Origin of the sequence: Klebsiella sp. JB_Kp031 (genome assembly GCF_040064295.1) — a bacterium.
GTDB lineage: Bacteria > Pseudomonadota > Gammaproteobacteria > Enterobacterales > Enterobacteriaceae > Klebsiella > Klebsiella quasipneumoniae.
In genome coordinates this window covers 62,873-87,932 of sequence record NZ_JBEAJW010000029.1, presented here as the reverse complement: position 1 = coordinate 87,932, position 25,060 = coordinate 62,873, and the positions used below count along the sequence as shown (strand labels likewise).

Here is a 25,060-nt window from a genome sequence, read left to right as displayed (position 1 = left end):
ATATTCGTGACGGTATAGTTGTTTTTGCTAATTATCCCGACGGGTACTGGCTCTGTTATTTACTGCTTTATTTTATTGTCTGTTCAACCTTTGCCTGATGGTAAGTCATGATGAAGAAAATAATTGCCGTTGCGGCCTTTCTGCTGTGCTCCACGGCAGCGCAGGCCGGTATTGTCATGGGTGGAACCCGTGTGATTTATCAGGAAGGGAAGCGTGAAGCTGCTATTTCAGTCACTAATGCCGATACCCATACGCCCTATCTGGTGCAGTCATGGGTGGAAAATTACGCGGAAAACGATAAGGCCAGGGTGCCCTTCATTGTCACACCGCCCTTGTTCCGTCTCGATCCGGAGCAAAATAACGTCCTGCGCATTAACTTTATTGGCGCCTCGTTGCCCAGCGACCGTGAATCGCTCTACTGGCTGAACGTCAAAAGTATCGCCCCGACGCCCCAGGGCGAGGTGAACAAGCTGCAGGTCAATATTAAGTCGAAATTCAAAATCTTCTATCGCCCCAACGGCCTGGCGGGCGACCCGGCGAAAGCCTGGCAGCAGCTGAAGTTTAGCCAGTCCGGCGGTCATCTGACGGTGGCAAACCCCACTCCCTATTTTGTCTCTTTTTATTCCGTCGCGGTGGGCGGGCAGGCAATCGACGACCCTGGCATGGTGGCCCCCTTCGGTCAGAAAACGTGGTCGGTGAGCGGGCACGGCACCGTCAAATGGCGGGCGATTAACGACTACGGCGGCGTCAGCGATTTCGCCCAGCAGTAATTCCCCTTTGTAATGAGCTTACCGGACGGCGCCAGCATGAAAAGAATAACAACAGCCAGGGTGCGGGAGTATGCCGCGTTGCCCGTCACCGCCGGACGGGCGCTGGCGCTGGCGACGCTGCCGACGATGATCTGTTGTCTCAGCCCGCTGAGCCGGGCGCTGGCTGACGACTATTTTGACCCGGCGGCGCTGGAGTTTGCCGACCCGCAGCAGCAAACCTCCGATCTGCACTACTTCGCCAAACCCGGCGGACAGCAGCCGGGGACTTACCCTGTCACCGTGGTGGTTAATGACCAGGAGCTGGGCCAGGCCGATATTACGTTTATTGACGATGGCGGGAAGCTGCAGCCGGTGCTGACGCCCGGGCAGCTGGCGGAGTATGGGGTTAACGTTAGCGCGTTTCCGGCTTTTCAAACGCTGCATGAGGGTGAGACCTTCACCCGGATCGAGAAGTTTATTCCCGACGCCAGCAGCCGCTTCACCTTCGCTAACCAGCGCCTGACGCTGAGTATTCCCCAGGCCGCGATGAACGTGCAAAGCCGCGGCTATGTCGATCCCTCGCGTTGGGACGATGGCGTGCCGGCCGCGTTTGTCGATTACTACTTTTCCGGCGCGCAAATCAAGAACGCCGATGACGGGGAGAGCAGCCGCTCAAACTATCTCAATTTACGCAGCGGCGTGAACCTGGGCGCCTGGCGGCTGCGCAACGTCTCCTCAATGCAGTACGACCAGCAGCGCCGACACTGGGATTCACAGAGCACCTGGCTGCAGCGGGACGTCCGCTCGCTGAAGAGTCTGCTGCGGATCGGCGATACTTACACCACCGGCGACGTGTTTGACAGCATTCCGTTTCGCGGCGTACAGCTGATGTCTGACGATGAGATGCTCCCGGACAGCCAGCGTGGCTTTGCCCCTACCATTCGCGGCGTGGCGCACAGCAATGCCAAAGTGACCGTCTCCCAGCACGGATATGTGATTTACGAAACCTTTGTGTCGCCGGGGGCGTTCGCCATCAGCGATCTTTATCCCACCTCGCAGAGCGGCGATCTGGAGGTGAAGGTGACCGAGAGCAATGGTTCGGTGCGCACCTTTACCCAACCCTATTCCGCCGTGCCGTATATGCTGCGCGAAGGGCGAGGCAAATTCAGCCTCAGCGCCGGCCGCTACCACTCCGGGGCGGATTCGGTGCGCTCGCCGGAATTCCTGCAGGGCACCCTGTTCTATGGTTTGTCGGCGGGATTTACCCTCTACGGCGGCACGCAGCTGGCCCAGGACTATCAGTCATGGGCGCTGGGCCTGGGCCGCGGCTTCGGCGAATTCGGATCGCTGGGAGGCGACGTCACCCAGGCCGTCACCCGTACCCCGTCGGGTAAGCGCTATGCGGGCCATTCGCTGCGCGCTCAGTATCAGAAAAATTTTGTCAGCTCGGGCACCGCATTCAGCCTCGCCAGCTATCGCTACTCCTCCAGCGGCTATTACGATTTTGCCGAAGCCAGCGCCCTGGAAAGCGCGCAGGGGCAGGTGGACAACCGGCGCCGACGGGAAGAGATCTCGGTGTCACAAAGCCTTGGCGGTCTGGGCAGTCTGGCGGTTTCCGCCTGGTCGCAGGAATACTGGCACCGGCAGAGTCGGGATGAGACGGTGCATCTTGGATTCTACAGCGCCTGGAAAGGGATCTCCTGGGGCGTGGGCTATTACTACACCCGCGCCAGCGGCCAGCAAAAAAATGACCGCTCCTGGTCTTTCAATATCAATATTCCGCTGGGCGGTCCGCTGTCCGACAGCGCGGTGAGCTACAACACCACCTCGGACAGCAATGGCTATACCTCGCAGCAGGTGTCGCTGTATGGCGCGGTGCCGACGCGGCCGAACCTGTTCTACTCGGTTCAGCAGGGCTACGGCAACCAGGGGCGGGGCACCAACAGCAGCGTCGCCCTGGACTACCACGGCGGCTTCGGCAACGCGCAGCTCGGCTATCGCCATGACGCCGCCAGTAATCAGCTGACCTGGGGAGGCGCCGGCTCGGTGGTCGCGCATCCGCACGGCGTGACCTTCGGTCAGACGGTGGGCGAGAGCTTCGCCATCGTCCGCGCGCCGGGGGCTGCCGGCGTGGCGGTGCAAAACGGCAACAATGTGCACACCGACTGGCGCGGCTATGCCGTGGTGCCGTCTCTGACCACCTACCGGAAAAATGTCATTACCCTCGACACGGAGTCGATGGCGGATGATACCGACGTCGACCAGCAGGGTCAGACGGTGATCCCCGGCGGCGGCGCGGTGGTGATGGCCAACTACCGGACCCACATTGGCAACCGGGTGCTGTTTACCCTCCGCAATGCCCAGGGGCCGTTACCGTTTGGCGCCAGCGCGCAATTGGTCACGGCGGAGGAGAGCGGCAATGCGCCGGGCGGCATGGTGGCTGACGGCGGCCAGGTGTACCTCAGCGGTGTACCGCAGGAGGGGACCCTGGCGGTGAGCTGGGTCGTGAACAACCAGTCGCAGAGCTGCAGGCTGCATTTTCATCTTCCGGATAACCCACAGCAGAGTCTGAACACGGTGAAAACCGTCTCCGGACTGTGCCAGACACGCTGAGGCGGCTATGAAATCTGTTTTTCGTCTACTTCCTTTCCTCTTTCTGCTGACGCTGAGCGGTTATCTTCCCGGCGTGCGGGCGGAAACCTGCCGCGCGAATATCGGTCAGACCACGGTCAATATTCCCAATATCAAGTATTTACCCACGCTGCCGATCAATACCCAGATGACCAGCGCGATGGCGGATAACGGCAGTGGGATCCCTTTTTCCTGCGACCTGCAGCTGCCGACGGCGAGCGCCAAACGCATCGTCTATAAGCAGCTGAAAACCGGCGGCGCGCCGGTGGTGATTAACGGACAGCACGTCTACCCCAGCGCCATCGACGGCATCGGGTACTCGCTCAGCTTTCAGTGCGCGGGCGGCCCGATGCGCGCTATCGACGGCAGCCACTCCGCGGGCGGCGAGTCGGTGGTGGTGTGCGACAGCGCGATGCTCCCGGCGCTGATGACGCAGCAGCAAACCACGGTCAGGATCGCGGTGACCTTCTATAAAACCGGGACGGTGCAGCTGGCGGACGGGACGCATACTAACTCGCCGTCGCTGCCGCAGGTGGGGGAGATGACCATTGAGCAGCAGGCCAGCGGCAGCGCCAGCTATGTCGCCAGCGCGCCGGTCAGTATCGATATGGCTGCCCTGAACGTGGACATCGGCAGCAGCGGTAGCTGTCAGGTGACGACGTCGTCGATCCAGGTCACTCTGGGCACGGTAAACCGGGCGGAGTTTCACGGTAAAGGGAGCACCGGCGGCCAGGCGAAGCGCTTTTCGATCCCGGTGTTCTGTCCGACGCCGACCGACGTGCGCATCGGCTTTTTCGGCGTGAGCGTGGAGAGCGATACCCTGGCGCTGAGCCAGGTCAGCAACAGCGCCAGCGGCGTCGGCGTGAAGCTGACCTACGGCAATAACCCCGGCGCGGCGGTGCCCGACGGCACCAGCGTTAAGATCAATGAGGCCAGCAATCTGCCGATCCTGAAAAGGGTAACCGGCGCCAGCGCCGGGACCGCCGAGGCTATCAATTTTAACGCGCAGTATGTGCAAACCGACGCCACCGTGGCGGCGGGCACGGCCAACAGCATGGTGACCTTCGCCCTGGAGTATAACTAGCCTGGCCCCGGGGGCAGACTGCCCTGCAGCGGGATCGGCACTACCGCGCCGTAGTCGTCGATATAGTTCAACTGGTACAGGCGAGCGCTGTCGGTGGTCATTACGGTATGGCTGCTGTAGGGCCGGAGCATCACGTTTCTCATCGGCGAGAGGTGGCCTTTATTATCGATCAGCGCTCCGTTGACCAGGGTGATATGCAGAGGGCCTGAGTTCGTCAAGCGCAGGTTATTGCCGCTCTGCTGCCACTGCAGCTTTTGCACCTCTTTGACGAGGGTGGTGGCGATGGCGGGTGGACGATAAAACAGCTTCAGACGGGTGCGGACGACAAATTGCAGCGTATGATTGTCGCCGGCGGTCAGCGGCGTCTCCTGGATATTGACCCAGAACAGGCTTTCCCGATCGTCGGGCAGCCCGCTGCCGAGATAGATAAAGCGCAGTTGGGCGGATTGCTGCGGCGATAAATAGACCAGCGGCGGCGTCGCCACCATCGGCAGGCCGACGCGCGAGGCATTGAGCCCGGCGTCCAGCCAGATCTGCACTTTATAGGGGGTGCTGCTGCGGTTATTGATATTCAGGCTGGCGACTTTGTCTTTTCCTGAATAGATCACCCGTGAGGCATTAATGGTTATCCCGGCGCAGGCCTGAAAGGCCAATGCGCTGAGCAAAACAGCCACCTGAGTTTTCATGATCGCTTCCTTTACGTCGACGTTTCATCCCTGACCGGAAAGCTATTCCTGCATAATGGTAAACCGGGCCGTCGCGTTGCCGTCGCCAGGATCCATGTGGGCTTTATCCCAGGTGTAGTAGAAAGCTTTGAGCCTGAAGGTGCCGGAGCCGCCGTCCACCGGGATCTCAATGCGGGGATCGTGTTGCGGATCGATGCGTTCATCGAGGCTGAGCGGAGTGCCTGTACGGTCGGTGAGCAGAATTCCTACGTTGCCGGCCGGCTTGCCGCGGCCGTCGAGGGCCAGTACGCGATGTTCAGGCATGCCGGTGGGGGTGGGGCCATCCACCACAATATAGTAGGTGCCTTTCTCACAATCTTTGACGCGAATATCGACACCTACCGCCGGCCCGGTGCCAGACTGACTGTTTTTCAGCCGCGACAGCGGAATGTCGCCCATGCTGACGTTGATGACCTCGTTGTCGCCCGCTCCCTCAAGCTTGCATGCCCCGTTCACAACCTTACCGATAAAGTTCAGCGTGCCGTCTGCCGCGCCAACCGGGCCGGCAACCAGTCCGGCAACCAATGTCGCCAGACACAGCGAGATTAATTTCATTTTCTTTCCTTCTGTATTGCCGATAAAACAGATCGCCAGAGCATGAATTCTGCCGCGTCAGGGGGGAATTATTTGCACTGGATATGTTTTTAATTAATTTATTTAACTTACCAATTTATTTACGTCTGGAAATAATCTGCGCATGTTATTTATTATCGCTTTACCGGGATATTAGCGTGGGGAAATAGCGGAGTAAATAAGACGGACAATGACCAGAGTGGAAGGGGGGATATCGCGAGATAAAATGTTTTGTTATTTTAATACAATGAGTTAGATTTTTCCTGCTGCTGTTTTTGAACCTGATTTCGACATCACGTCAGGCTGGAAAATACGATCGCTGGCGTAAGGCTACGCCCGGCGGATGAGAAATCATTCACCGGGCGATAGCCCTGTTTCGTTGTCAGATTTGCGATCGGCAACCGCCACGCCGGGTTGTATGTCCCGGAATTTAAAAATAGGATGAATTCCCTGTTACGCGCGGCGGAGGGTGCTGACTGAGAAGCGGCCCGCCACCCCGGCGCGCAAACCCGATAACAATAAGGATGGCGAGATGAAACTGACGGTGGGGCTGGCGCTGACGCTGGCGATAATGACCTGCGGCGCCCAGGCGCGCGATATGCAAACCATCGAGCGCAGCGGTGAACTGAAGGTCGGCGTGCCGGGCGACTACGCCCCGCTTGCGTTTCGCAATGCCGCCGGCGAGCTGCAGGGCTATGACGTCGACATGGCCCGCGATCTCGGGCGCACGCTGGGGCTGAAGGTGAGCTTCGTCTACACCAGCTGGCCCGCGCTCGCCGCCGATCTGCAGGCGGACAAATTCGATATTGCGATGGGCGGCGTGACGCAGACGCCGGCGCGGGCGAAGGACTTCGCCCTCAGCCACCCGGTGGTGGCGAACGGTAAAATCGCCTTAGCCAACTGTCAGGCTGCGCCACGGCTTGGATCGCTGGAGAAGATTGACCGTCCGGAGGTGAAGGTGGTCGTCAACCCTGGCGGCACAAACCAGAGCTTTGTCGATGAGCATATTAAGCAGGCGCAGATTATTCGCGTACAGAACAACGTCGATAATCTGGAGGCGCTGCGGCAGAAAACGGCCGATATGATGGTGACCGATCTGATCGAAGGCGACTATTACCAGAGCAAAGAACCCGGTGTGTTCTGCGTCGCCAACGAGACGCCGTTCGCCGGCACCGCCAGCGATAAGGTGTATATGATGAGTAAAGATAATCCGGCGCTGCTGGAGAAAGTGAACCAGTGGCTGGATAGCCAGGACAAAGAGGTTCTCAAACGGAAATGGAAAATTCGCGGTTAACGCGGCGGCGCGTCACCGCCGGCGGGCGCGTCCGGCGGTGGTTATCGGCCGCAGTCAGCCCTGCGGCGACAGCGCCTGTCGCGCCAGACCGCGGAAGTAGCAGGCGTAGCCGAGGGTGGCGGTCAGGCACAGCATATAGCCAAACGACTCGCTGCCTTCCTCCACCGTATTTTTCACCACCCGGGCGAAGTTCTCATTCAGTACGGCGTACCACAGGCCGTGCATGCCGAACAGCCGCGAGAAGACCAGAATCGCCAGCAGGCCGCTGATCATCATGCCGTAATAGGGCGTGCGGGTATAAGCCGCCAGCTGCGACAGGGTCTGACGCAGATGGCGCAGCGGCGCCAGCAGCGACCCCGCGGTGGCCAGCAGGGCAAACCACACCCAGCTGCCATGGGAAAGTAAATCAAACAGGCCATCCAGCTCACGGATCAGCATGGCGAGGAAGAAGCCGCCGATGAGGATATTGCTGTAGCGTAAGTGGGGGTAGTTGCGCGCCAGCAGGAAGTGAACCAGTACGATGACGGCCAGCACGCTCTCCTGCACCACTTCAGTCAGCGACACCTCCGGGATGTCGTTGCCAAATACCCGAATATCCACCCACAGGCAGAGTACCGCGAGAGCGGCTGCGACCGCCGCGCCGAGAAAGAAAAGCAAGCTTCGTAACAGAGACATTAACACCACAACTTATAGTTAAAACAAATATCATAAGTTTTGGGAATACATGTTCCTGTTCACTTTGTGCGACTTTGCGGCTGTTTTTTAACATTTTGCGCTTTTTAGCGCCGGGAAAGGCGACAGGGGAGGGGGACTCCCCTGAATGAGAGGCGTCAGAGAATATCATCCACCACGCCGCCGTCAACGCGCAGCGCGGCGCCGGAGGTGGCCGACGCCTGCGGCGAGCAGACGTAAACCACCATATTGGCGACCTCTTCCACCGAGGCCGCCCGCTGGATCACCGAACTCGGACGATGGGTCATGACAAACGCTTTCGCCAGTTCCTCCAGCGACTGGCCGGTTTTCGCCACTTCGTCTTTCAGCATTTCGGCAAAGCCGTCGGAAATCGTCGGCCCCGGCAGCACGCTGTTAACGGTCACTCCGCTGCCGGCGACATATTTCGCCAGGCCGCGGGCCAGCGACAGCTGGGCGGTCTTGGTGACGCCATAGTGGATCATGTCCGCCGGGATATTGCGCGCCGATTCCGAGGAGATAAACACCACCCGCCCCCAGCCTTTACTGACCATCGCCGGCAGCAGCCCTCGCGACAGGCGCACGCCGGACATGACGTTGGTCTGCCAGTAGTTTTCCCAGGTCGCGTCGTCGGTGGCGTAAAAATCCTGCGGGCCGTAGATCCCGGCGTTATTGACCAGAATATCGACGCCGGTCACGGCCTGCAGCAGCTGTGCCGCGCCGTCGGCGCCGCTGAGGTCGGCGACGGCGGAGCGCGCTTTCGCCCCCGGCACCTCATTTTGCAAGCGGGCGATCGCGGCGTTCACACTCTGCTCGCTGCGCCCGTTAAGGATGATCTCTGCGCCGCTCTCCGCCAGGCCTTTGGCGATAGCAAAGCCAATACCCGCCGTGGAGGCGGTGACCAGCGCGACTTTCCCCGATAAATCAATCTTCATGTTCCTGCCTTCTGGTTGTGGATCTCCCATTAAGCGTAGCAGCGGCGGTATCGGTGAGGATCAGTAACCGGCGTGCTTATTGACCAGGTTTTTGAGCGGCAGCCCGCGACGCTGGCGCTGAATGTTCTCCAGCAGCTGGCGGGCGATCACCTCGGCAGGGGCCGCAGAGGCCATATGCGGGGTGATCACCACCTGCGGATGGCGCCACAGCGGATCGTCCGCCGGCAATGGCTCCTGCGGGAAGACGTCGAGCACCGCTCCGGCGAGCTGGCCGCTCTCCAGCGCCGCCAGCACATCCTCATTGACCATATGCTCTCCACGCCCGCAGTTGATTAACACCGCCCCGGCGGGAAGCCGGCTGAAGAGCGGCGCGGCGAGAATACCCCGGGTCTGCGCGGTGAGGGGCAGGAGGTTAATCAGCCCGTCAAGCGACCCGAGGAAGCTGTCGAGCGCCTCCTCGCCGCGGTAGCAGGTGACGCCAGCCAGCTGCTTCTCACTGCGCGACCAGCCGGAGACCCGATAGCCAAGGCGGGCCAGCTGGTCGGCGATATAGCCGCCAATTTCGCCGAGTCCCATAATGCCGATATGGAAGTCGGCGGCGGCGCGCTGGGGATAGAGCTTCCAGGTTTGGGTCCGCTGGTGGGCCAGCGCCCGGTCAAAATAACGCTGGAACCACAGCACGCCCCACAGGGCATATTCGAACATGCCGTGACGAAAGTCCTCATCGATCACCCGGCACAGCGGGATATCGCTGGCGAACAGCGCGGGCGGCAGATGATCGACCCCGGCGGACGCGGCCTGGATTAGCTTCAGCCCTGGCGAGCGGGTCAACAGCTGCGGGCTAGGGAACCAGCAGCTGGCGTACTGCGCGCCGCGCGCCGCCTGGTGATGGGGCAGGAGCGCGGTGACGTCGGGAAACTGCTGCAGGGCGGCGCAGATATCGCGGGCGAAATCCGCGTCGTTACAATCCACCACGATAGTGATATCGGACATAGGCGTTAGTCTTTGTAAGAAGTATCGAGACGGTCAAGACGGCGCAACCACGCCTGCCAGACCTGTTGACGTTCATGCTCCACGCCCATCAGCTGCTCGCAGGCGTGCTGGCTAAGGTGCGGGGCGATGGTGTGGATCGGGCTGAGGGCCGCCAGCTGGGCGGTGGCCATCTGGATCTCGCAGGCGCGGTTCAGGTAGTACATGATGTAAAACGCATCGGCCACGGTGCGGCCCACCGACAGCAGGCCGTGGCTCTGCAGGATCATGGCGATGTTATTCCCCAGCGAGCGCTGAATGCGCGCCCGTTCGTCGAGGTCAAAGGCCACCCCTTCATAGGGATGGTAGCCGACGCGCTGGTAAAACTCGGTGCTGATTTGGTTGAGCTGCAGCAGGCCGTCCTCGCAGGCGGCCACCGCCATCCCCGGCAGGGTATGGGTGTGGATCACGCAGTGGGCGTCTTCCCGGGCCATATGCACCGCGCTGTGGATGGTGAAGCCCGCCGAGTTAGCCGGCGCCTCGCCCTCTACGACCTTGCCCTGCATATCCACCACGATCAGGTTGCTGGCGGTGACTTCGTCAAACATCATGCCGAAGGGGTTAATTAAAAAACGCGGCTCGCCATCGCCGGGCAGGCGCACGGAGAAGTGGGTGTAGAGGGTATCCTCCCAGCCGAACAGCGCCGCCAGCCGGTAGGCGGCGGCCAGCTGCTGGCGCAGGTGTTGCTCAGTTGCCATTTAGCGTACTCCCATAAATTCACGGATTCGTTGCAGAGAAGGGGCCTCCAGCGGGCTGCGGATCACCTGCGGGGCGATGTCGGCCTGCACCACGCCGTTCTCCATCAGCACCACGCGGTCGGAAATCGACAGGGCAAAATCCATCTCGTGGGTGACAATCAGCATGGTCATGCCTTCGCGGGCCAGCGACTGAATGACCTTCAGCACCTCGCCCACCAGCTCGGGATCCAGCGCTGAGGTCGGTTCGTCAAACAGCATGATGTCCGGCTTCAGCGCCAGCGCCCGGGCGATCGCCACGCGCTGCTGCTGGCCGCCGGAGAGCTGGCCGGGGTATTTGTGGGCGTGGGCCAGCAGACCGACGCGGTCGAGCAGCGCCAGGGCCTGCTCGCGGGCGACCGGCTGATCCAGCAGCTGGTGGTAGCGCGGAGCCAGCATCACGTTGTCGAGCACCGTGCGGTGGGGGAACAGGTTGAAGCTCTGGAAGACCATGCCGATACGCCGCACCCCGGCGCGCATCTGGCGTTTATCGACGATGGCTCCGCCTTTCAGGTAGTCCTCGCCGTAGAGAATGATCTCCCCGCCATCAATACTTTCGAGGGCGTTGATGGTGCGGATCAGGGTCGTTTTGCCTGAGCCGGACGGGCCGATGATGCAGATCACCTCCCCATTCTCCACCTGTAGGTCGATGCCTTTCAGCACCTCATGCTGACCCCAGGATTTGCGGATGCCCCGCAGATCCAGCGCCGGCGGCGCGCCGTTGACGGCCGGAGTTTTGATCTCCTCCGTCAGCGCCGGCAGGCTCTGGCGCAGCGCCTGGCATTCCGCCTCGCTGAGGGTTTGCGGACGCTTGCGCTGAATATCGAGGCTATTCTCCAGCCCCCGGAACAGCCAGGTGAAGACGGTAACCACCATGACGTAGTACACCGCCACCGCCAGCAGCGTCTCCATCACGAGGAAATTTTGCGCGTACAAGCGCTGGCCGGTGAGCAGCAGCTCGGGTAAGGAGACCACCGACAGAATCGAGCTCAGCTTAATGATGGTAATGTATTCATTGATCAGCGTCGGCAGCGAGATGCGAAACGCCTGAGGAATAATAATTAGCCGCTGGATGCCGATAAAGCTGAAGCTCAGCGCATGGCCCGCCTCGCTCTGCCCCTTGGCCACCGACAGCAGGCCGCCGCGGTGGATCTCCGCCATATAGGCCGCTTCGGTGACGGTCATCGACACCAGCCCGGCGATAAACGGCACCCCGAGTAGCGGCTGGGTCACCGGAAACAGCTGCGGCAGGTTGTAGACAAACACCAGCAGCACCATCAGCGGCACGCTGCGAAAAAACCAGATATAGAGTTCGACGGGGATCTTGACCCAGCGCGGCGCGGAGAGCTTCGCGCAGGCTAACAGAAAACCGACCACCAGGCCGATCCCCCAGGACAAGGTGCTGACCACGATCACGGTCACGCACGCCTGCCAGAATGCTCCAATGCTAAACAGTGAAAAAAAGTATCCCCAATCGAACGCCATACCGACTCCTGTTGCGCAGTGCTTATTGTCTTAATCGATGCTTTCTAAGTTGTATTTTTTGATCAGCGCGGCATATTGGCCGTTGGCTTTCAGCGTGGCCAGGGTGGCCTTAATCGCCTCCGCCAGCTCGGTGTTACCTTTGGCGACGTAGATCCCCAGCGGCAGCGGGTAGACCAGGCGCGTAGAGCTTATCCCCAGGCGGCCGCGGCTCTTGTCGACGATGATCTGCGCCGCCGGGGCAATCTCAAGCTGGGCGCCGATGTTCTTCGACAGCAGCGCCTGCGAGGCTTCCGGCGCCGTCGGGAACTCCTGAATGGTGATGGCCGGTTTACCGTTTTTCAGGCACCACTCATCGGAGTGTTTTTTCAGGCTGGTCACCCAGGTGGTGCCTGCCTGCAGGCCGACCTTCACACCGCACAGCTCATCTTCGGTTTTCGGCTGCACCGCGCCGCCCTTCAGGGCGATGATCGACGCGCCGGAGAGGGCGTAAGGGATGGCGTCGGCCTGTTTCTGGCGTTCCGGCGTCACGTACATCCCGGAGATCACCGCATCATATTTCTTGCCGATGCCGAGGATCAGGCTGGTGAACTTGGTGTCGATCAGCTGCGGTTTGGCCTGCAGATGTTGGGCGATCAGCGCGGCGAAATCCGGGTCGAGACCGACGATGTTGTTATTGCTGTCATAGGACTCAAACGGCGGGTAGGTGACCTCCATCCCCACCTTAAAGACGCCCTCGGTCAGCAGTTCCGCCGCCTGGGTGACAGGGGAAAAACAGGCGCTGACGGCGAGGGTAAGCGCGACACGGCGCGAGATTTTTTTCAGGGTGCTAGTCATCATGGATCCTCACGGGTGGTTAGGGGTTTTTTTGCTGAGCCTGTTTTTTCAAATGGCCAAACGTATTGGTGCCGCGCGCGCGCTCCGGTAGCTGAAGTTCACCGCGATTGACCTTTTCGCGCAGGTAGCGATAGGTTTGCAGGGCCTGGCTCCACATATGCTCTCCGATGCTGAGCTCCTGATATTCGCTGGCTTCGCCGGCGGCCAGAAAGGTCGGTAGCGGGCGGATCAGCGTGTGGTAATCGCAGGCGAAAAACAGCGGGAAGGAGTACCGCTCCTGCGGCACTTTGCGCACCCGGTGGGCTGTAGCAACAAATGTGCCAGCGCTGAGCACTTCCAGCATGTCGCCGATATTGATCACGAACGCCTCTTCTCCGGCGGCGTTCGTGACGGGAGGCGCGTCGATCCACACGCTTTCTTCATTGAGCACTTCAAGCCCGGGCTGGTCGGCGAGCAGCAGGGTGAAGCACTCATAGTCGGTGTGTGCACCAATTCCGGGAACATCTTCGACGCTGGCGTCGAACGGGTAATGGATTAGCCGCAGCTTAGCCGGCGGGCAGGTCACCATCGGTTTGAAATACCCTTCCGGCAGGCCGAGCGCGAGGGCGAAAGCGTCGAACAGGCGGTGGCCGAGGGCGAAGACCGCATCGTAGTAGGCCAGCACCCGCGCGCGGAAATCCGGCAGATCGGGCCACTCGTTGGCGCCGATCAGCGGTGTACCGGCGAGCACCAGCGGATGGTCGTCCGCCGCCTGGAAGCCGATATCGAACGCCTCTTTATGGTCCGGCTTGCCGGCGCCGTAGATCTCTTCTCCTTCCGGGACGTAGCCCTTATGGCTTTTGGAGCGGCCGATGTAGTAGTTCATCTTCTCCTCCATCGGCAGGGCGAAGATCTGCTTCGCCGCCGCGCGGACGCCGGCGATTAGCGCCGGGTCGATGCTGTGGCCGGTGATGTAGAAAAAGCCTACCTCGCGCGCCGCGCGGCCGATGGCGTCGGCCACCGCCTGGCGCCTGGCGAGATCGTCGCCGGCCAGATCGCGGATATCGATGGTCGGGAGTTCAGTAAAAGCGTGCTTCACGGCGGTCATGGCTGCGGTTCCTGTTCAGTGAGCGTTAAAAACTGCTGAAAGTGGGCCTGCTGGCGCGCGGCCATCCAGGCGTTGAGCGACCAGAGATCGGCCACCGGAACGTTGGTGAACGGCAGGTGGTGCAGATAGCCGTCGGCGCCAAACTCCGGCGTCAGGGTAGTTTGCTGATAGCCGCGCCGGCGCTGTGAATGCCAGATTTGCTCCCAGAAGCGCTCGGCAAAGGCCAGCGCCGGCTGATACTCCGGCGCCGCCGGGTGCGGCACCTGCGGCCCCTGGTCGTAGCCCACCCGGGCCTGCACGTGATGCACGCGGTCGATAAAGGCGCTGAAGTCATCGCAGGGGTCATCCAGCAAGCGCTCGCTAACCACCACCCAGTGGCTGATGTCGGCGGTAAAGCGCAACTGGGGAAGTTGCTGAACGATCTCCAGGGTGAGCCACGGGCTGTACAGCGAGGTGGCGCGATGGGTTTCAAAGCTGCAGGTCAACCCAAACCCGGCGGCCAGCTCGTGCGCCTTGCCGAGAAAATCGACCTGCTGCGCCAGCGGCCAGCGATCGTTGCCCGCCAGCAGATTGACAAAGCGCGGGTTGAGGCCGCTGGCCTCGGCGAAGCGGGTCTGCAGGCGCGCCAGATGCTGTTCCGGCGTTTCATGCTGGGCGGGGAGCACCCCACCGCCGCTGAAGAGGATGGCGATATACTCCAGCCCCGACGCCTGCAGGCGGTCGGCGAGCTGCCGCCGCTCCTCCGCCGTCAACGGGACGCGGGCTTCGATACCACAGCAGCCGACGCGCTGCAGTTCATCCAGCGTTTGCGGCCAGGGGGTCGTCACTCCCCAGAGGGTGCGAAAGCATTTCAGCTCCATGGCGGCTTCCTCAGGCGTACTTCACGCCGGGCAGGACGCAGAGCATCTCGTACAGCAGGTTGGCCGCCAGCTGGGAGGTATTACCGCTCACGTCGTAGGGGGGCGAGACCTCGACCAGATCGGCGCCAATCAGGTTCAGGCCGCGGCAGCCGCGGACGATCTCCAGCGCCTGAATGGAGGTCAGACCGCCGACTTCCGGCGTGCCGGTTCCCGGAGCCCAGATGGGATCGAGGCTGTCGATATCAAAACTGAGATACACCGGCCCGTCGCCCATCTGCTGGCGGACTTCGGCCATCAGCGGCGCCAGCGAGATATGCCAGCACTGCTCCGCCTGCACCAGGCGAAAGCCCTGGTCAACGCCCCACTGGAAGTCGCCGGCGGCGTAGCCCTGGGCGCGCTGGCCAATCTGCACCACCCGTTTGAGGTCGAGCAGTCCCTCCTCAACGGCGCGGCGGAAGGTGGTGCCGTGGGCGATTTTCTCACCGAACATCTCATCATTGGTGTCGGTATGGGCGTCGACATGGATGAGCCCCACCGGCCCATGTTTTTTGGTCAGCGCCCGCAGGATCGGCAGGGTAATGGTATGGTCCCCGCCGAGGGTGAGGGGGATCAGCGGATAACTATTCAAACCGGTGTAGTAATCTTCGATAATTTGCACCGATTTGAGCAAACTGTAGGTATTGATCGGCACATCGCCGATGTCGGCCACCGACAGCGAGTCGAACGGCGCGGCGCCGGTCGCCATATTGTACGGACGGATCATCACCGATTCGGCGCGAATATAGCGTGGTCCGTAGCGCGTACCTGAGCGCTGCGAGGTGCCGATATCCAGCGGAATGCCGACAAACGCCGCATCAAGTCCCTGTAAATCTTCGATAAACGGCAGGCGCATCATCGTGGCGCGGCCGGCGAAGCGTGGCATCTCATTGCCACCCTGCGGTTGGTGAAAGAGGTTATCCATGTCTGCTCCTGAATCTGACGGATGAAACGTAACAGGAGAGATAGTGCGCAACCCGCGCTGGACTTTACATCGTCTGGCGTAAATACTCAGTTCATTTATTGGTGAACTAAATACGATGCATAATGACGCCAGCCTCAATATTCGCCAGCTGCAGGTTTTCGAGGCGGTGGCGCGCCTGGAGAGCTACAGCCGGGCCCAGCAGGAGCTGGGCATTTCGGTCTCCGCCATCAGCAATGCGATGTCGCAACTGGAGGGACAGCTCGGCTTCACCCTCTGTCAGCGCGGGCGCGGCGGCTTTTCCCTGACCGAGAAAGGTCAGCAGTTTTTACAGCAGGCGATCCGCGTGCTGAGCGAACTCAATGAGCTGGAGCGGCAGTCGGCCCTGCTTAAAGGGGAGCACAGCGGCACCCTGTGCATCTCGACGCTCGACTCCATCGAGACCGAAACGGCGCTCTCGCTGCCGGTGGTTCTGCGTAGCTTCAGCGACAAATTTCCCCATGTGCATATCAAACTGATTATTCGCACCCCGGCGGAGCAACTGAACGGGGTGCTGAACAACCATATCGACCTGGCCATCGGCAGCTACAACTCGCAGGTGCATAACATCATCAGCGAGCCGCTGTACCGCGAGCAGCACTGGCTCTACTGCAGCGATCTGCACCCGATGTTCTTCAGCCGCCAGCTCGATAAAGAGCAGATCAGCCAGTGCCCGCTGGTGACCCGCAGCTACTGGAACACCAGCGATCTCCGCCGTCGGGGCTTCAGCAAAGGCAGCGCCACCGTTGAGACCGTCGACGCCCAGCTGCTGCTGATCCTCTCGGGGAAATATATTGGCTATCTGCCGGAGCATTACGCCTGGCCGTGGATCAAAGAGAACCGCCTGCGGGTGCTGTTGCCCAACGAGTTTGGCTTTCAGTCGCCGTTCTCGGCCATCTGTAAGCGCGGGCGCAGTAATGAACCCTATCTGAAAGCGTTCCGCGATCTGCTGAAGAAAAACACGGTGGCGCGGCCGAAGTGGAATTATTAAGCGGGGCGGGCGCTTTCCTCCGCCGTGGTGGCGGTTTTCGCCCTAAGCGCGCTGCCCGGCGGGGGCGGTTTCCCTGTTCAAAAAACGAACGGCAGCCGGTAGCCCGCCCGGGCTGCGGCTGCCGGACAACTGCCTCCAGGTTATCCACAGGGTTAGGCGCCGCAGGTGTGGACAGCTCGCCTGGCGGCGCGGTCGTTAGCGATTCGCTTTAATGGTTTTTTCCGCAATCGTGATGGTGGAGAGTTTGTGCAGGCAGATCAGCGCCTGGTGAAAGGGGGATGCGATGGCGATCGTGCCGGCCAATGAACAGGGGAATAATCCGCCAGCGTGGCCGGCGGAGGGCGCCGGGCAGGGCTTATATCGGCTTCGCCGTCAGGGTCATCATATCGCCGATCGCCTGCTGGCGGTCAAAATGGCGATCGCGGTGGATCTCGCTCTCGCCCACCTGCAGCGAGGCGGCCCAGATCTGCTGACAGCGCGGCCGGCGGCGGGCGTCAAAATGCGCCAGCGCGGCTGCGACGCTGTCGGTCTGCTGCAGCGCTTCGCGCAGCACGATGGCATCCTCAATCGCCATGCCCGCCCCCTGACCGAGGTGCGGGGTGGTAGCGTGAACCGCGTCGCCCACCAGTACGACACGTCCCTGATACCAGGGATCGTCGACGAACAGCTCCTCCAGCGGCTTATAGACGACCTCGTCGTTGTTAACGATATGCGCGTGCAGGCTGCCCGGCAACCCCGCGCCGGGCGGCAGACGGCGGCGCATCTCCGCCGCCAGCTGATCGCGGGCGTAGCGGGGGTTATCCGCTTCGTGGGAGGTGATAAACAGATACATCAGATCTTCCCCCAGCGGCACCAGCCCGCAGTTGCAGCTCTCGCCCATAAAGCACATCAGATGGTCCACCTCCGGCGGACGCGGAAAGTTGTAGCGCCAAACGCCCTGACCGGTAAAGCGGGGACGATAGCGCTCGCCATACAGCATGCCGCGCACCCGGGAGTAGATCCCGTCGGCGCCTACCAGCAGATCGTAGCGCCCCTGGCCGCCGCGGCTGAAGCTCACCTCCACGGCATCGTCAACCTGACGAAAGGCGTCAATACTCTCGCCGGTGGTCAGTCGGACCCCCAGCTCCCGGGCGGTGGAACAGAGGACGTTGTGCAGGGCCAGGCGGGAGATGCCGACGTTGGCCGGGAACTGTTCACCCGCCAGCCGCTGGCCGGGAAAGCTGGCCAGCTGGTGGCCGCTCAGGGTGTGCACTGAGACGCTGTCAAACGGCCAGGCGGCGTCCAGATAGCGTTCCAGCACCCCAAGCCGCTGCATTTCCCGCACGACATTGTTCTGCTGAATGATACCGACGCCGTAGACCCGCCACTGCGGTTGGATCTCTACGACATCGACGGCGACGCCGGCCTGGCGGAGGGCGATGGCGGTGCACAGACCGCCGATGCCGCCGCCAACGATTAATACGTTATTGATGTTCATCGTAGCTGTTTTCTCCAGGGTACAGAGTAGAGGACGTTAACCAGGCCAGCGGCGCGCTGACTAATCGCGATAAAGAATGATCGCTATCGCAAAAAACGATATCGCCGTGGAAATTGAAAACAAAAAGTTGCAGAAAAGTTAAATCAAGCCACAGGATAAGCACGCCATTTCTCGCCGGGGGACCCATGCGTTACCAACATCTTGATCTGAACTTACTGGTGGCACTGGATGTGTTACTTGATGAACAGAACATCACCCGCGCCGCGGGCCGGTTGCATATGACCCAGTCTGCCACCAGCGGGGTGCTCAACCGGCTACGCACCTACTTTGAGGACGATCTGCTCACCCAGGTGGGCAGAAAGATGCGGCCCACGCCGCTGGCGGAAGAGCTGCGGGAGCCGGTCCGCGACGTGCTGATGAAAATTCAGACCTCCATTGCCCGCCGGCCGGTGGATGAGCCGGCAACCAGCAAGCGCCATTTCCGCATTATGGCCTCGGATTACGTGATCAACGTGATGCTGAAGGATGCGCTGCAGGCGGTACACCTGCAGGCGCCGAATATGACCTTTGAGTTTTTCTCGCCGGACGCCCAGTCCACCGGCATGCTCAACCGCGGCGAGCTGGATATCATCGTGGCGCCGGAGCGTTTTATGGCCGCCGACCATCCCGCCGAAGCGCTGTTTGACGAAGAGTTTGTCTGCCTGGCCTGGGCGGACAATCCCCACACCGGCGAGGCGCTGACCCTCGATGCCTGGCAACAGCTGGGGCACGTGTCGGTGGTCTTTGGCCGCGAGCGACAGCCGGGGCTGGAGGGCAATCTGTTTGCCGAGTCGGGGCTCAGCCGCCGTATCGAGGTGGTGACCCACAGCTACCACTGCGTTCCGCAGCTGCTGATCGGCACCTCGCGGATCGCCACGCTGCACCGGCGGCTGGCGGAGCAGTACGCGGCGATGCTGCCGCTGCGTCTTTTCCCGGTCCCGGTGACGCTGCCGGTGATGCGCGAATTTATCGGCTGGCACCGCTCGCTGGATAACGATCCTATCTTCGGCTGGCTGAAAGCGAAAATCGTCGCCAGCGCACGCTAACCCACTGGTATTGTTCCCGTCGATACCTGACATCCTGAGACATGATTGGTCGCCCGCAGGTGCTTTATGTGACAGTGCCTGCGCTACAGCGATTGCGACTGAATGTTGAAGGATGACCCTATGTTTCGCTATTTCCCTAAAAACTATGTCTGGAACCTGTCGGTGGATCTCTCCATCGAGATGGGCGCCCGCATCGGTGAGATCGAAGAGATGTGCGCGCCGCTATTGGCCGCGTCCGAGCATCCCGACGCCGAAGGCACCCGCGCATTCCGGGAAACCTGGTCCCGCATGGCCGATAAATTATGCGCGCTGGCGGGCGAAGATGAAGCGCGGGGACGGCGGTTGTCGGCAGGCGAGAAGTATCTTCGGGCGGCCAACTATTACCTGACCTGCGAGCGCCTGCAGGCGCATGGCGCGCCGGACCGCGAGGCGCTGTACCGCCGCTTTCTCGATGTCTTTGCCGCCGGGCTGCACCATACCCATGCTAACTGTCAGCGGGTGACTATCCCCTACGAGGGCAAAACCCTGTCGGCGCTTTATGTCCGCGCCGAAGGGATGACCGGCCGCGCGCCGCTGCTGGTGCAGGTCAACGGTCTCGACTCCACCAAAGAGATGAAATATCTGGTTGGGCTGCCGCAGTGGCTGGCGCGGCGCGGCGTCTCCTCGCTGGTGGTCGACCAGCCGGGAACCGGCGAAGCGCTACGTCTTCACGACATGCAGGCCCGCTATGACAGCGAGCACTGGGCCAGCCGCATCGTTGACTGGCTGGAACAGCACCCGGAGGTGGATGCCGGGCGCATCGGCATGGAAGGGGTCTCGCTGGGCGGCTATTACTGCCCGCGGGCGGTGGCGTTTGAGCCGCGCTTCGCCTGCGGCGTGGTATGGGGCGCCAATCACGACTGGCGAGAGGTGCAGCAGCGCCGCCGCGAACGCGAAGGGGATTTTCCGGTACCACACTACTGGCAGCACGTGCGCTGGGTGTGGGGGGGTGAGGATATCGACGCTTTTATGCGCATCGCGGAGAACGTCCATCTCGACGGCATTCTCGACCGCATACGGGTGCCTTTCCTCGTCACCCATGGTGAAAAGGACTCGCAGATCCCGGTGAAATGGGCGCAGCGCACCTACGACCAGCTGGTGAACAGTCCGCGCCGCGAGCTGAAAATTTTTACTGACCGCGAGGGCGGTGTGCAGCACTCCAGCTTCGACAACTCGATTAACGCCGGGCACTACATCGCTGACTGGGTGGCGGAAGCCCTCGGCGGCCGGGTGGCCTGAACACGCATAAGGAACAACCGCGATGAATATTCTTGGTCCGGATTATCTGGTATTTGGCGTCGATGACCTGGCGGGCTGTCGACAGTTTCTTATTGACTACGGTTTACGCGAGCAGGAGAACGGTTTCTTTAGCGCGCTGGATGGCACCGGGGTGCTGCTGCGGGGACGTGACGATCCGTCGCTGCCCGCGGCGCTGCCCAGCGGCAGCCAGCTGCGGGAAACCGTCTATGGCGTGGCGGATAGCGCCACGCTTGAGGCTATTGCCGAGACGCTGCGCCGCGATCGCGAGGTGAAACTTGGCGCCGACGGCGTGCTGCGCTGCGTCGATGATGCCGGCTTTGCCCTCGGGTTTCGCGTCAGCCAGCGCCAGCCGCTGCAGCGGGAAGGTGAGAAAATCAACGCTCCGGGGGATCGCGCCGGGCGGCCGGTCAATCAGACCGGGGCCAGCGCCGACATGGCGGCGGAGCCGCGTTCGCTCTCCCATGTGGTCTATTTTGTGCCGGACGCCGCGCGTGCGGAAGCTTTTTATCAACGGCTGGGCTTTGTCTGTACCGATCGCTTCACCCACGTCGGCCCCTTCCTGCGACCCGCCGGCACCCAGGATCACCATACCCTGTTTCTGATCCAGGCCCCGCCGTTTATGACCGGCATTGAACACTTTACCTTCCACCTCGGCGGGCCCACCGAGTTGATGATGGCCGGCAGCCGCTTTCAGCAGAAGGGGTATCAGACCTTCTGGGGACCGGGGCGCCATCAGCTGGGATCGAACTGGTTCTGGTATTTCAACAGCCCGCTCGGGTGTCATATCGAATACGACGCCGATATGGATCAGCACGATGACCACTGGCAGCCGCGCGAAGCGCTGCCGGGGGCCGATAACTCGCAATATTTCCTGCTGGGGTATCGCGAGAAGTGGGCCCCCGGTCCGGATAACGCCCGCTGATGGTTCGCCTGTGCCGTGCCGACAGCCTGGCTGAGGGCCAGGCGCGGGGATTTGACCCCACGGGCAGCGGGCAGGCGACGGTGATTGCCTGCCGCTATCAGGGAACGCTCTATCTGTGGCGCAACCGCTGTCCGCATCTCGATACCCCGATGAACTGGCGGCAGGACGCTTTTCTCAACGCCCGGGGCGACCGGCTGGTCTGCTTCGCCCACGGGGCGATTTTTATGCCGGACAGCGGCCTCTGCGTGCAGGGCGCCTGCGCTGGCCAACGTCTGAGTCCGCTGGCTGGCGACGTGGACGCCGACGGCTGGCTATGTCTGCTGGAGGAGGCAGGTCATGAAACTGGCAACACGAGATAACGGTGAACGCGACGGCTGCCTGGTGGTGGTCTCGGGCGATTTGACGCTGATGGCCGATGCGGCGGACATCGCTCCGACGCTTCAGCAGGCGCTGGAGCAGGCCGCGCGGGTGTGGCCTGCGCTGCAGGCGCGCTATCAGGCGCTCAATGCGCGCCGCTATCCGGCGGCGCAGCCCTATGATCCCCGGCGCCTGCTGGCGCCGCTGCCCCGGGCGTGGCAGTGGCTGGACGGTTCGGCCTTCCTGAGCCATGGCGAGCGTATGCAGCGGGCCTTTCACCTGCCGCCGATTGCCGGCGCCGACCAGACGCCGCTGATGTATCAGGGCAGCGGGGACGACTTTCTTGCCCCCCACGCCGGGATAGTCTGCCGCCGGGTCGAGGATGGCCTCGACTTTGAGGGCGAGTTCGCGGTAGTCGTCGACGAGGTGCCGCAGGGCTGCTCGCCGCAACAGGCGCTGAGCTGTATCCGACTGATCGTCTTGCTTAACGATATCAGTCTGCGGGCGCTGGCGCCGCGCGAGATGCAGACCGGGTTTGGTTTTATTCACGCCAAACCCGCCTCGGCCTTTGCACCGGTGGCCCTTACCCCGGATGAACTGGGGCAGGCCTGGCAGCACGGGCGGGCGGCGCTGACGCTGCAGGTGACCCGCAATGGCAAGCCGTTTGGCTGCCAGTCGGGTAGCGAGATGCATTTCCATTTTGGCGAACTGATTGCCCATGCGGCGCAGACCCGCCGTCTGCGCGCCGGGACGGTGGTGGGTTCCGGCACGGTGTCCGGGCCGGATGCCAGCCGCGGCGCCAGCTGTATCGCCGAGGTGCGGGCCATAGAGATGCTGGCCTTCGGCGAGCCGCGCACGCCGTTTTTATCCCCAGGGGAGCGGGTGACGATGGAAGCCCACGCCCCCGATGGCCGGCCGCTGTTTGGCGTACTGGATCAACACGTTGTGATGTTAACGGAGTAAACCATGATCAATCTTTTACAGGGGCGTCGGCTGGTCGACCTCTCCGTCACCCTGGACAACAATCCCTGGACCGATCCGCCGCCGCTGCTGCCGAACATTGAGTATCAGGATCATCAGCAGGGATGGCCGGAAATGGCGGCGATGTTCCCGGGGCTGGAAAAAGCGCAGATGCCGGGAGAGGAGGCCTGGGCCTCGGAGCGCCTGACCGTGACGCCGCACAATGGCACCCATATGGATGCCCCCTGGCACTACAGCTCGACCACCAACGGCGGCGAACCGGCGTTTGGCATCGATGAGCTGCCGCTGGAGTGGTGCCTGCGCCCCGGCGTCCGGTTGGATTTTCGCCATGTCGCCGACGGGGCGATCCTGCAGCCGGAGGATCTGCAGCGCGAGCTGGCGCGAATAGACTATTGCCTGTCGCCGCTGGATATTGTGTTGATCAATACCGCGGCCGGCGCCCGCTACGGCCAGCCGGATTACCTGCAGCGCGGCTGCGGCATTGGCCGGGCGGCGACGCTGTGGCTGCTGGAGCAGGGGGTACGGGTGGTTGGCACCGACGCCTGGAGCTGGGATGCACCCTTCCACTTTACCCGCGAACGCTTTCAGGCCAGCGGCGACGCCGGGCTGATCTGGGAGGGGCATAAAGCCGGCAGGGAGATCGCCTATGGGCAAATGGAGAAGCTGAGTAACCTGGAGCAGCTTCCCGACCACGGCTTCTGGGTGAGCTGTTTTCCCTACAAGATCCGCCGCGGCTCGGCCGGGTTTATTCGCGCGGTGGCGATTGTCGACGCCTGAAGGCGTCGATGATTATGTTAATTTAATGTGAATGCATTGTATTAATTGTGATAGCAATCGCAGTCCATGCCACCTGCATCCGGTAGGGTAGAACGGTATATGTGCTGAGTTCGCTGATGCGTTTCCAGCCATTAAGCCGGGGCGTAAAACGCCTTTCTTTACCGATAAAAAATAGAACTGTAATTCATATTCTAAATAAAGAGCAGTGACGGAGAGCGGAAGATGGTGATGCACAAAGTTTCAGCAACCCCGCGCGAGGCGGGGGCCGTACAGGCGATGTTACTGATGTTGGCGGCACTGTTGCCGATCATGGGGACCTTGACCATGCTGCCGGTGATGCCGCTCCTGTTCAGTCATTTTGCCGCGCAGCCGCACGCCCAGCTGCTGGTGCCGATGATCATCACCATACCGGCGGCGAGCATGGCGCTGCTGGCTCCGCTGGCGGGGATGGTAGGCGATCGCCTGAGCCGTCGCCGCCTGCTGATTGCTGCCACCGCTCTGTACGCAGGGTTTGGCCTGCTGCCGGTGATGCTCGACGATCTGTATGCCATTTTGCTGGCGCGGCTGGTGATGGGTATTGCCGACGCCTTTATTCTTACCACCGCCAATGCGCTGATTGGCGACTACTTTACCGGTGAGGCGCGTAGCAAATGGCTGGCGGTGCAGAGCGGCATAGGGTCGATACTGTCGACGCTGATCGTGCTGGGGGCTGGCCTGCTGGGAACCCTGGGCTGGTATGGTCCGATCTACCTGTATGTTCTGGCGATCCCGGTCTTTATCGGCCTGTGTCTGTTCACCGCAGAGCCAGCGACGCGCCGTCGCGTGGACAGTGTCGCTGGCGAGGAGGCTGTCGCTTTTCCACGGCGCAAAATGGCGGCGATCGGCCTGATTACCCTCGCCAGCGCGATCCTCTATTTTCTCGAACCGCTGCAGATAAGCCAGGTGTTCAGTCAGCTCGGGCTGACCTCCAGCAGCCAGATTGGCATCGCTACCGCCGTTGCCGGCGTCGGCGTGCCGCTGGGCGCCTGGCTGTATGGCCGCAACGCCAGGCAGCGCGTCGACAGGCAGTTTTTCCTTTTTTACGCCATTTTTGGCCTCGGGCTGCTGTTTATCGCCGTGGCCCACAATCCGCTGGCCGGCGTGGCGGCAGCGTTCGTCGCGCAGGTCGGTAACGGAATGCTGATCCCTCTGATGCTGGCCTGGATGATGAAAGCCCTGCCGGCGCCGCACCGGGCGACGGGGATCGGCATCTGGCACACCTTCTTTTTCCTCGGCATGTTCATCAGCCCGGTTCTGATGACCTTGCTGAATGGCATGACCGGCAGCATGCAGGACAGCCTGCTGCTGTTTGCGCTGCTGACGCTGGCTATCGCCGGCGCGACGGGTATCGCCAGCGCCCGGATGGGGGGCCGCCGCGCTCTGGCTCGTTAATTTCACCTGACGACATCATTACCACACGCCCGC

General features: G+C 61.7%; 23 protein-coding genes and 1 pseudogene. 12 read left to right on the top strand and 12 right to left on the bottom strand.

Features of this window, described 5'->3' with window-relative positions:
* Nucleotides 1–107: 107 nt before the first annotated feature.
* From ABLV64_RS13675 to ABLV64_RS13665, 3 genes are read left to right on the top strand one after another with little or no spacing between them, the layout of a single operon-like run.
* Complete coding sequence (locus ABLV64_RS13675) at nt 108–770, top strand: molecular chaperone (RefSeq protein ID WP_348843350.1); 663 nt, start codon at nt 108–110, stop codon at nt 768–770.
* A gap of 36 nt (nt 771–806) precedes the next feature.
* Complete coding sequence (locus ABLV64_RS13670; protein ID WP_348843349.1) at nt 807–3,362, top strand: fimbria/pilus outer membrane usher protein; 2,556 nt, start codon at nt 807–809, stop codon at nt 3,360–3,362.
* A gap of 7 nt (nt 3,363–3,369) precedes the next feature.
* On the top strand, nt 3,370–4,464 hold the full coding sequence (locus ABLV64_RS13665; RefSeq protein WP_032456492.1) for a fimbrial protein: 1,095 nt from the start codon (nt 3,370–3,372) through the stop codon (nt 4,462–4,464).
* On the opposite strand, the gene ABLV64_RS13660 is transcribed toward ABLV64_RS13665, so the two are convergent.
* Both ABLV64_RS13660 and ABLV64_RS13655 read right to left on the bottom strand, forming a co-directional pair.
* Nucleotides 4,461–5,150 (bottom strand): molecular chaperone, encoded by a 690-nt coding sequence (locus ABLV64_RS13660; RefSeq protein ID WP_004205735.1) that lies wholly within the window; start codon nt 5,148–5,150, stop codon nt 4,461–4,463. The genes ABLV64_RS13665 and ABLV64_RS13660 overlap by 4 nt on opposite strands.
* 42 nt (nt 5,151–5,192) lie before the next feature.
* The gene (locus tag ABLV64_RS13655; RefSeq protein WP_004205737.1) at nt 5,193–5,744 is read right to left on the bottom strand and encodes a fimbrial protein; all 552 of its coding nucleotides are present in this window, start codon (nt 5,742–5,744) and stop codon (nt 5,193–5,195) included.
* A 459-nt stretch (nt 5,745–6,203) separates the two neighbouring features.
* Here ABLV64_RS13655 and ABLV64_RS13650 point away from each other — a divergent pair.
* Nucleotides 6,204–7,056: pseudogene (locus ABLV64_RS13650) on the top strand (transporter substrate-binding domain-containing protein).
* 54 nt (nt 7,057–7,110) lie between these two features.
* Here the strand turns inward: ABLV64_RS13650 and ABLV64_RS13645 are convergent.
* The 9 genes from ABLV64_RS13645 to speB all read right to left on the bottom strand — a co-directional run bounded on the left by ABLV64_RS13645 (nt 7,111) and on the right by speB (nt 15,671).
* A complete protein-coding gene (locus tag ABLV64_RS13645; RefSeq protein ID WP_004205741.1) occupies nt 7,111–7,731 on the bottom strand; it encodes a hypothetical protein in 621 nt (206 codons plus the stop codon).
* 155 nt (nt 7,732–7,886) lie between these two features.
* On the bottom strand, nt 7,887–8,681 hold the full coding sequence (locus tag ABLV64_RS13640; RefSeq protein ID WP_004205744.1) for an SDR family NAD(P)-dependent oxidoreductase: 795 nt from the start codon (nt 8,679–8,681) through the stop codon (nt 7,887–7,889).
* Between the two features lie 60 nt (nt 8,682–8,741).
* The gene (locus ABLV64_RS13635) at nt 8,742–9,674 is read right to left on the bottom strand and encodes a glyoxylate/hydroxypyruvate reductase A (protein ID WP_004205747.1); all 933 of its coding nucleotides are present in this window, start codon (nt 9,672–9,674) and stop codon (nt 8,742–8,744) included.
* Nucleotides 9,675–9,679: 5 nt separating this feature from the next.
* Nucleotides 9,680–10,408 carry a class II aldolase/adducin family protein gene (locus tag ABLV64_RS13630; RefSeq protein ID WP_004205749.1) on the bottom strand — a complete coding sequence of 243 codons (729 nt, stop codon included), beginning with the start codon at nt 10,406–10,408 and terminating at the stop codon, nt 9,680–9,682.
* Complete coding sequence (locus tag ABLV64_RS13625) at nt 10,409–11,929, bottom strand: amino acid ABC transporter permease/ATP-binding protein (protein WP_004205751.1); 1,521 nt, start codon at nt 11,927–11,929, stop codon at nt 10,409–10,411.
* Between the two features lie 30 nt (nt 11,930–11,959).
* Entirely contained in the window at nt 11,960–12,763 is an 804-nt protein-coding gene (locus ABLV64_RS13620; protein WP_016161662.1) for an ABC transporter substrate-binding protein, read from the bottom strand.
* A gap of 19 nt (nt 12,764–12,782) precedes the next feature.
* Complete coding sequence (locus tag ABLV64_RS13615; RefSeq protein ID WP_217324731.1) at nt 12,783–13,850, bottom strand: 2-oxoglutarate and iron-dependent oxygenase domain-containing protein; 1,068 nt, start codon at nt 13,848–13,850, stop codon at nt 12,783–12,785.
* A complete protein-coding gene (locus ABLV64_RS13610; protein WP_004205756.1) occupies nt 13,847–14,710 on the bottom strand; it encodes a TIM barrel protein in 864 nt (287 codons plus the stop codon). Before ABLV64_RS13610 ends, ABLV64_RS13615 begins: the two co-directional genes overlap by 4 nt.
* 10 nt (nt 14,711–14,720) lie before the next feature.
* Nucleotides 14,721–15,671 (bottom strand): agmatinase, encoded by a 951-nt coding sequence (gene speB, locus ABLV64_RS13605; protein WP_004205758.1) that lies wholly within the window; start codon nt 15,669–15,671, stop codon nt 14,721–14,723.
* Between the two features lie 115 nt (nt 15,672–15,786).
* Between speB and ABLV64_RS13600 the strand changes: the two genes are divergently transcribed.
* Nucleotides 15,787–16,698, top strand: a complete 912-nt coding sequence (locus ABLV64_RS13600; protein ID WP_004205760.1) for a LysR family transcriptional regulator — start codon at nt 15,787–15,789, stop codon at nt 16,696–16,698.
* 355 nt (nt 16,699–17,053) lie between these two features.
* Here the strand turns inward: ABLV64_RS13600 and ABLV64_RS13595 are convergent, their stop codons facing one another.
* Nucleotides 17,054–18,175 carry an FAD-dependent oxidoreductase gene (locus ABLV64_RS13595; protein ID WP_217324733.1) on the bottom strand — a complete coding sequence of 374 codons (1,122 nt, stop codon included), beginning with the start codon at nt 18,173–18,175 and terminating at the stop codon, nt 17,054–17,056.
* A gap of 185 nt (nt 18,176–18,360) precedes the next feature.
* Here ABLV64_RS13595 and ABLV64_RS13590 point away from each other — a divergent pair, with 185 nt between their 5' ends.
* The 7 genes from ABLV64_RS13590 (at nt 18,361) to ABLV64_RS13560 (ending at nt 25,027) form a co-directional block, all read left to right on the top strand.
* Nucleotides 18,361–19,260 carry a LysR family transcriptional regulator gene (locus ABLV64_RS13590; RefSeq protein WP_048325423.1) on the top strand — a complete coding sequence of 300 codons (900 nt, stop codon included), beginning with the start codon at nt 18,361–18,363 and terminating at the stop codon, nt 19,258–19,260.
* A gap of 120 nt (nt 19,261–19,380) precedes the next feature.
* Nucleotides 19,381–20,538 (top strand): prolyl oligopeptidase family serine peptidase, encoded by a 1,158-nt coding sequence (locus ABLV64_RS13585; RefSeq protein WP_048295393.1) that lies wholly within the window; start codon nt 19,381–19,383, stop codon nt 20,536–20,538.
* Nucleotides 20,539–20,560: 22 nt separating this feature from the next.
* Nucleotides 20,561–21,481 (top strand): VOC family protein, encoded by a 921-nt coding sequence (locus ABLV64_RS13580; protein ID WP_043521370.1) that lies wholly within the window; start codon nt 20,561–20,563, stop codon nt 21,479–21,481.
* Nucleotides 21,481–21,840, top strand: coding sequence for a Rieske 2Fe-2S domain-containing protein (locus ABLV64_RS13575; RefSeq protein ID WP_057213229.1), 360 nt, complete (start codon nt 21,481–21,483; stop codon nt 21,838–21,840). Before ABLV64_RS13580 ends, ABLV64_RS13575 begins: the two co-directional genes overlap by 1 nt.
* On the top strand, nt 21,818–22,801 hold the full coding sequence (locus ABLV64_RS13570; protein ID WP_060656647.1) for a fumarylacetoacetate hydrolase family protein: 984 nt from the start codon (nt 21,818–21,820) through the stop codon (nt 22,799–22,801). Before ABLV64_RS13575 ends, ABLV64_RS13570 begins: the two co-directional genes overlap by 23 nt.
* Nucleotides 22,802–22,804: 3 nt before the next feature.
* On the top strand, nt 22,805–23,596 hold the full coding sequence (locus ABLV64_RS13565; protein WP_057213233.1) for a cyclase family protein: 792 nt from the start codon (nt 22,805–22,807) through the stop codon (nt 23,594–23,596).
* Nucleotides 23,597–23,824: 228 nt separating this feature from the next.
* Nucleotides 23,825–25,027: an MFS transporter gene (locus ABLV64_RS13560; RefSeq protein ID WP_348843348.1), complete on the top strand. Its 1,203-nt coding sequence runs from the start codon at nt 23,825–23,827 to the stop codon at nt 25,025–25,027.
* The last annotated feature ends 33 nt before the right edge of the window (nt 25,028–25,060 follow it).

Bases quoted from the DNA above. Each gene is read 5' to 3' on its own strand.
- ABLV64_RS13675 (WP_348843350.1), top strand. From the start codon at position 108: ATGATGAAGAAAATAATTGCCGTTGCGGCCTTTCTGCTGTGCTCCACG.
- ABLV64_RS13670 (WP_348843349.1), top strand. From the start codon at position 807: ATGAAAAGAATAACAACAGCCAGGGTGCGGGAGTATGCCGCGTTGCCC.
- ABLV64_RS13665 (WP_032456492.1), top strand. From the start codon at position 3,370: ATGAAATCTGTTTTTCGTCTACTTCCTTTCCTCTTTCTGCTGACGCTG.
- ABLV64_RS13660 (WP_004205735.1), bottom strand. From the start codon at position 5,150: ATGAAAACTCAGGTGGCTGTTTTGCTCAGCGCATTGGCCTTTCAGGCC.
- ABLV64_RS13655 (WP_004205737.1), bottom strand. From the start codon at position 5,744: ATGAAATTAATCTCGCTGTGTCTGGCGACATTGGTTGCCGGACTGGTT.
- ABLV64_RS13645 (WP_004205741.1), bottom strand. From the start codon at position 7,731: ATGTCTCTGTTACGAAGCTTGCTTTTCTTTCTCGGCGCGGCGGTCGCA.
- ABLV64_RS13640 (WP_004205744.1), bottom strand. From the start codon at position 8,681: ATGAAGATTGATTTATCGGGGAAAGTCGCGCTGGTCACCGCCTCCACG.
- ABLV64_RS13635 (WP_004205747.1), bottom strand. From the start codon at position 9,674: ATGTCCGATATCACTATCGTGGTGGATTGTAACGACGCGGATTTCGCC.
- ABLV64_RS13630 (WP_004205749.1), bottom strand. From the start codon at position 10,408: ATGGCAACTGAGCAACACCTGCGCCAGCAGCTGGCCGCCGCCTACCGG.
- ABLV64_RS13625 (WP_004205751.1), bottom strand. From the start codon at position 11,929: ATGGCGTTCGATTGGGGATACTTTTTTTCACTGTTTAGCATTGGAGCA.
- ABLV64_RS13620 (WP_016161662.1), bottom strand. From the start codon at position 12,763: ATGACTAGCACCCTGAAAAAAATCTCGCGCCGTGTCGCGCTTACCCTC.
- ABLV64_RS13615 (WP_217324731.1), bottom strand. From the start codon at position 13,850: ATGACCGCCGTGAAGCACGCTTTTACTGAACTCCCGACCATCGATATC.
- ABLV64_RS13610 (WP_004205756.1), bottom strand. From the start codon at position 14,710: ATGGAGCTGAAATGCTTTCGCACCCTCTGGGGAGTGACGACCCCCTGG.
- speB (WP_004205758.1), bottom strand. From the start codon at position 15,671: ATGGATAACCTCTTTCACCAACCGCAGGGTGGCAATGAGATGCCACGC.
- ABLV64_RS13600 (WP_004205760.1), top strand. From the start codon at position 15,787: ATGCATAATGACGCCAGCCTCAATATTCGCCAGCTGCAGGTTTTCGAG.
- ABLV64_RS13595 (WP_217324733.1), bottom strand. From the start codon at position 18,175: ATGAACATCAATAACGTATTAATCGTTGGCGGCGGCATCGGCGGTCTG.
- ABLV64_RS13590 (WP_048325423.1), top strand. From the start codon at position 18,361: ATGCGTTACCAACATCTTGATCTGAACTTACTGGTGGCACTGGATGTG.
- ABLV64_RS13585 (WP_048295393.1), top strand. From the start codon at position 19,381: ATGTTTCGCTATTTCCCTAAAAACTATGTCTGGAACCTGTCGGTGGAT.
- ABLV64_RS13580 (WP_043521370.1), top strand. From the start codon at position 20,561: ATGAATATTCTTGGTCCGGATTATCTGGTATTTGGCGTCGATGACCTG.
- ABLV64_RS13575 (WP_057213229.1), top strand. From the start codon at position 21,481: ATGGTTCGCCTGTGCCGTGCCGACAGCCTGGCTGAGGGCCAGGCGCGG.
- ABLV64_RS13570 (WP_060656647.1), top strand. From the start codon at position 21,818: ATGAAACTGGCAACACGAGATAACGGTGAACGCGACGGCTGCCTGGTG.
- ABLV64_RS13565 (WP_057213233.1), top strand. From the start codon at position 22,805: ATGATCAATCTTTTACAGGGGCGTCGGCTGGTCGACCTCTCCGTCACC.
- ABLV64_RS13560 (WP_348843348.1), top strand. From the start codon at position 23,825: ATGCACAAAGTTTCAGCAACCCCGCGCGAGGCGGGGGCCGTACAGGCG.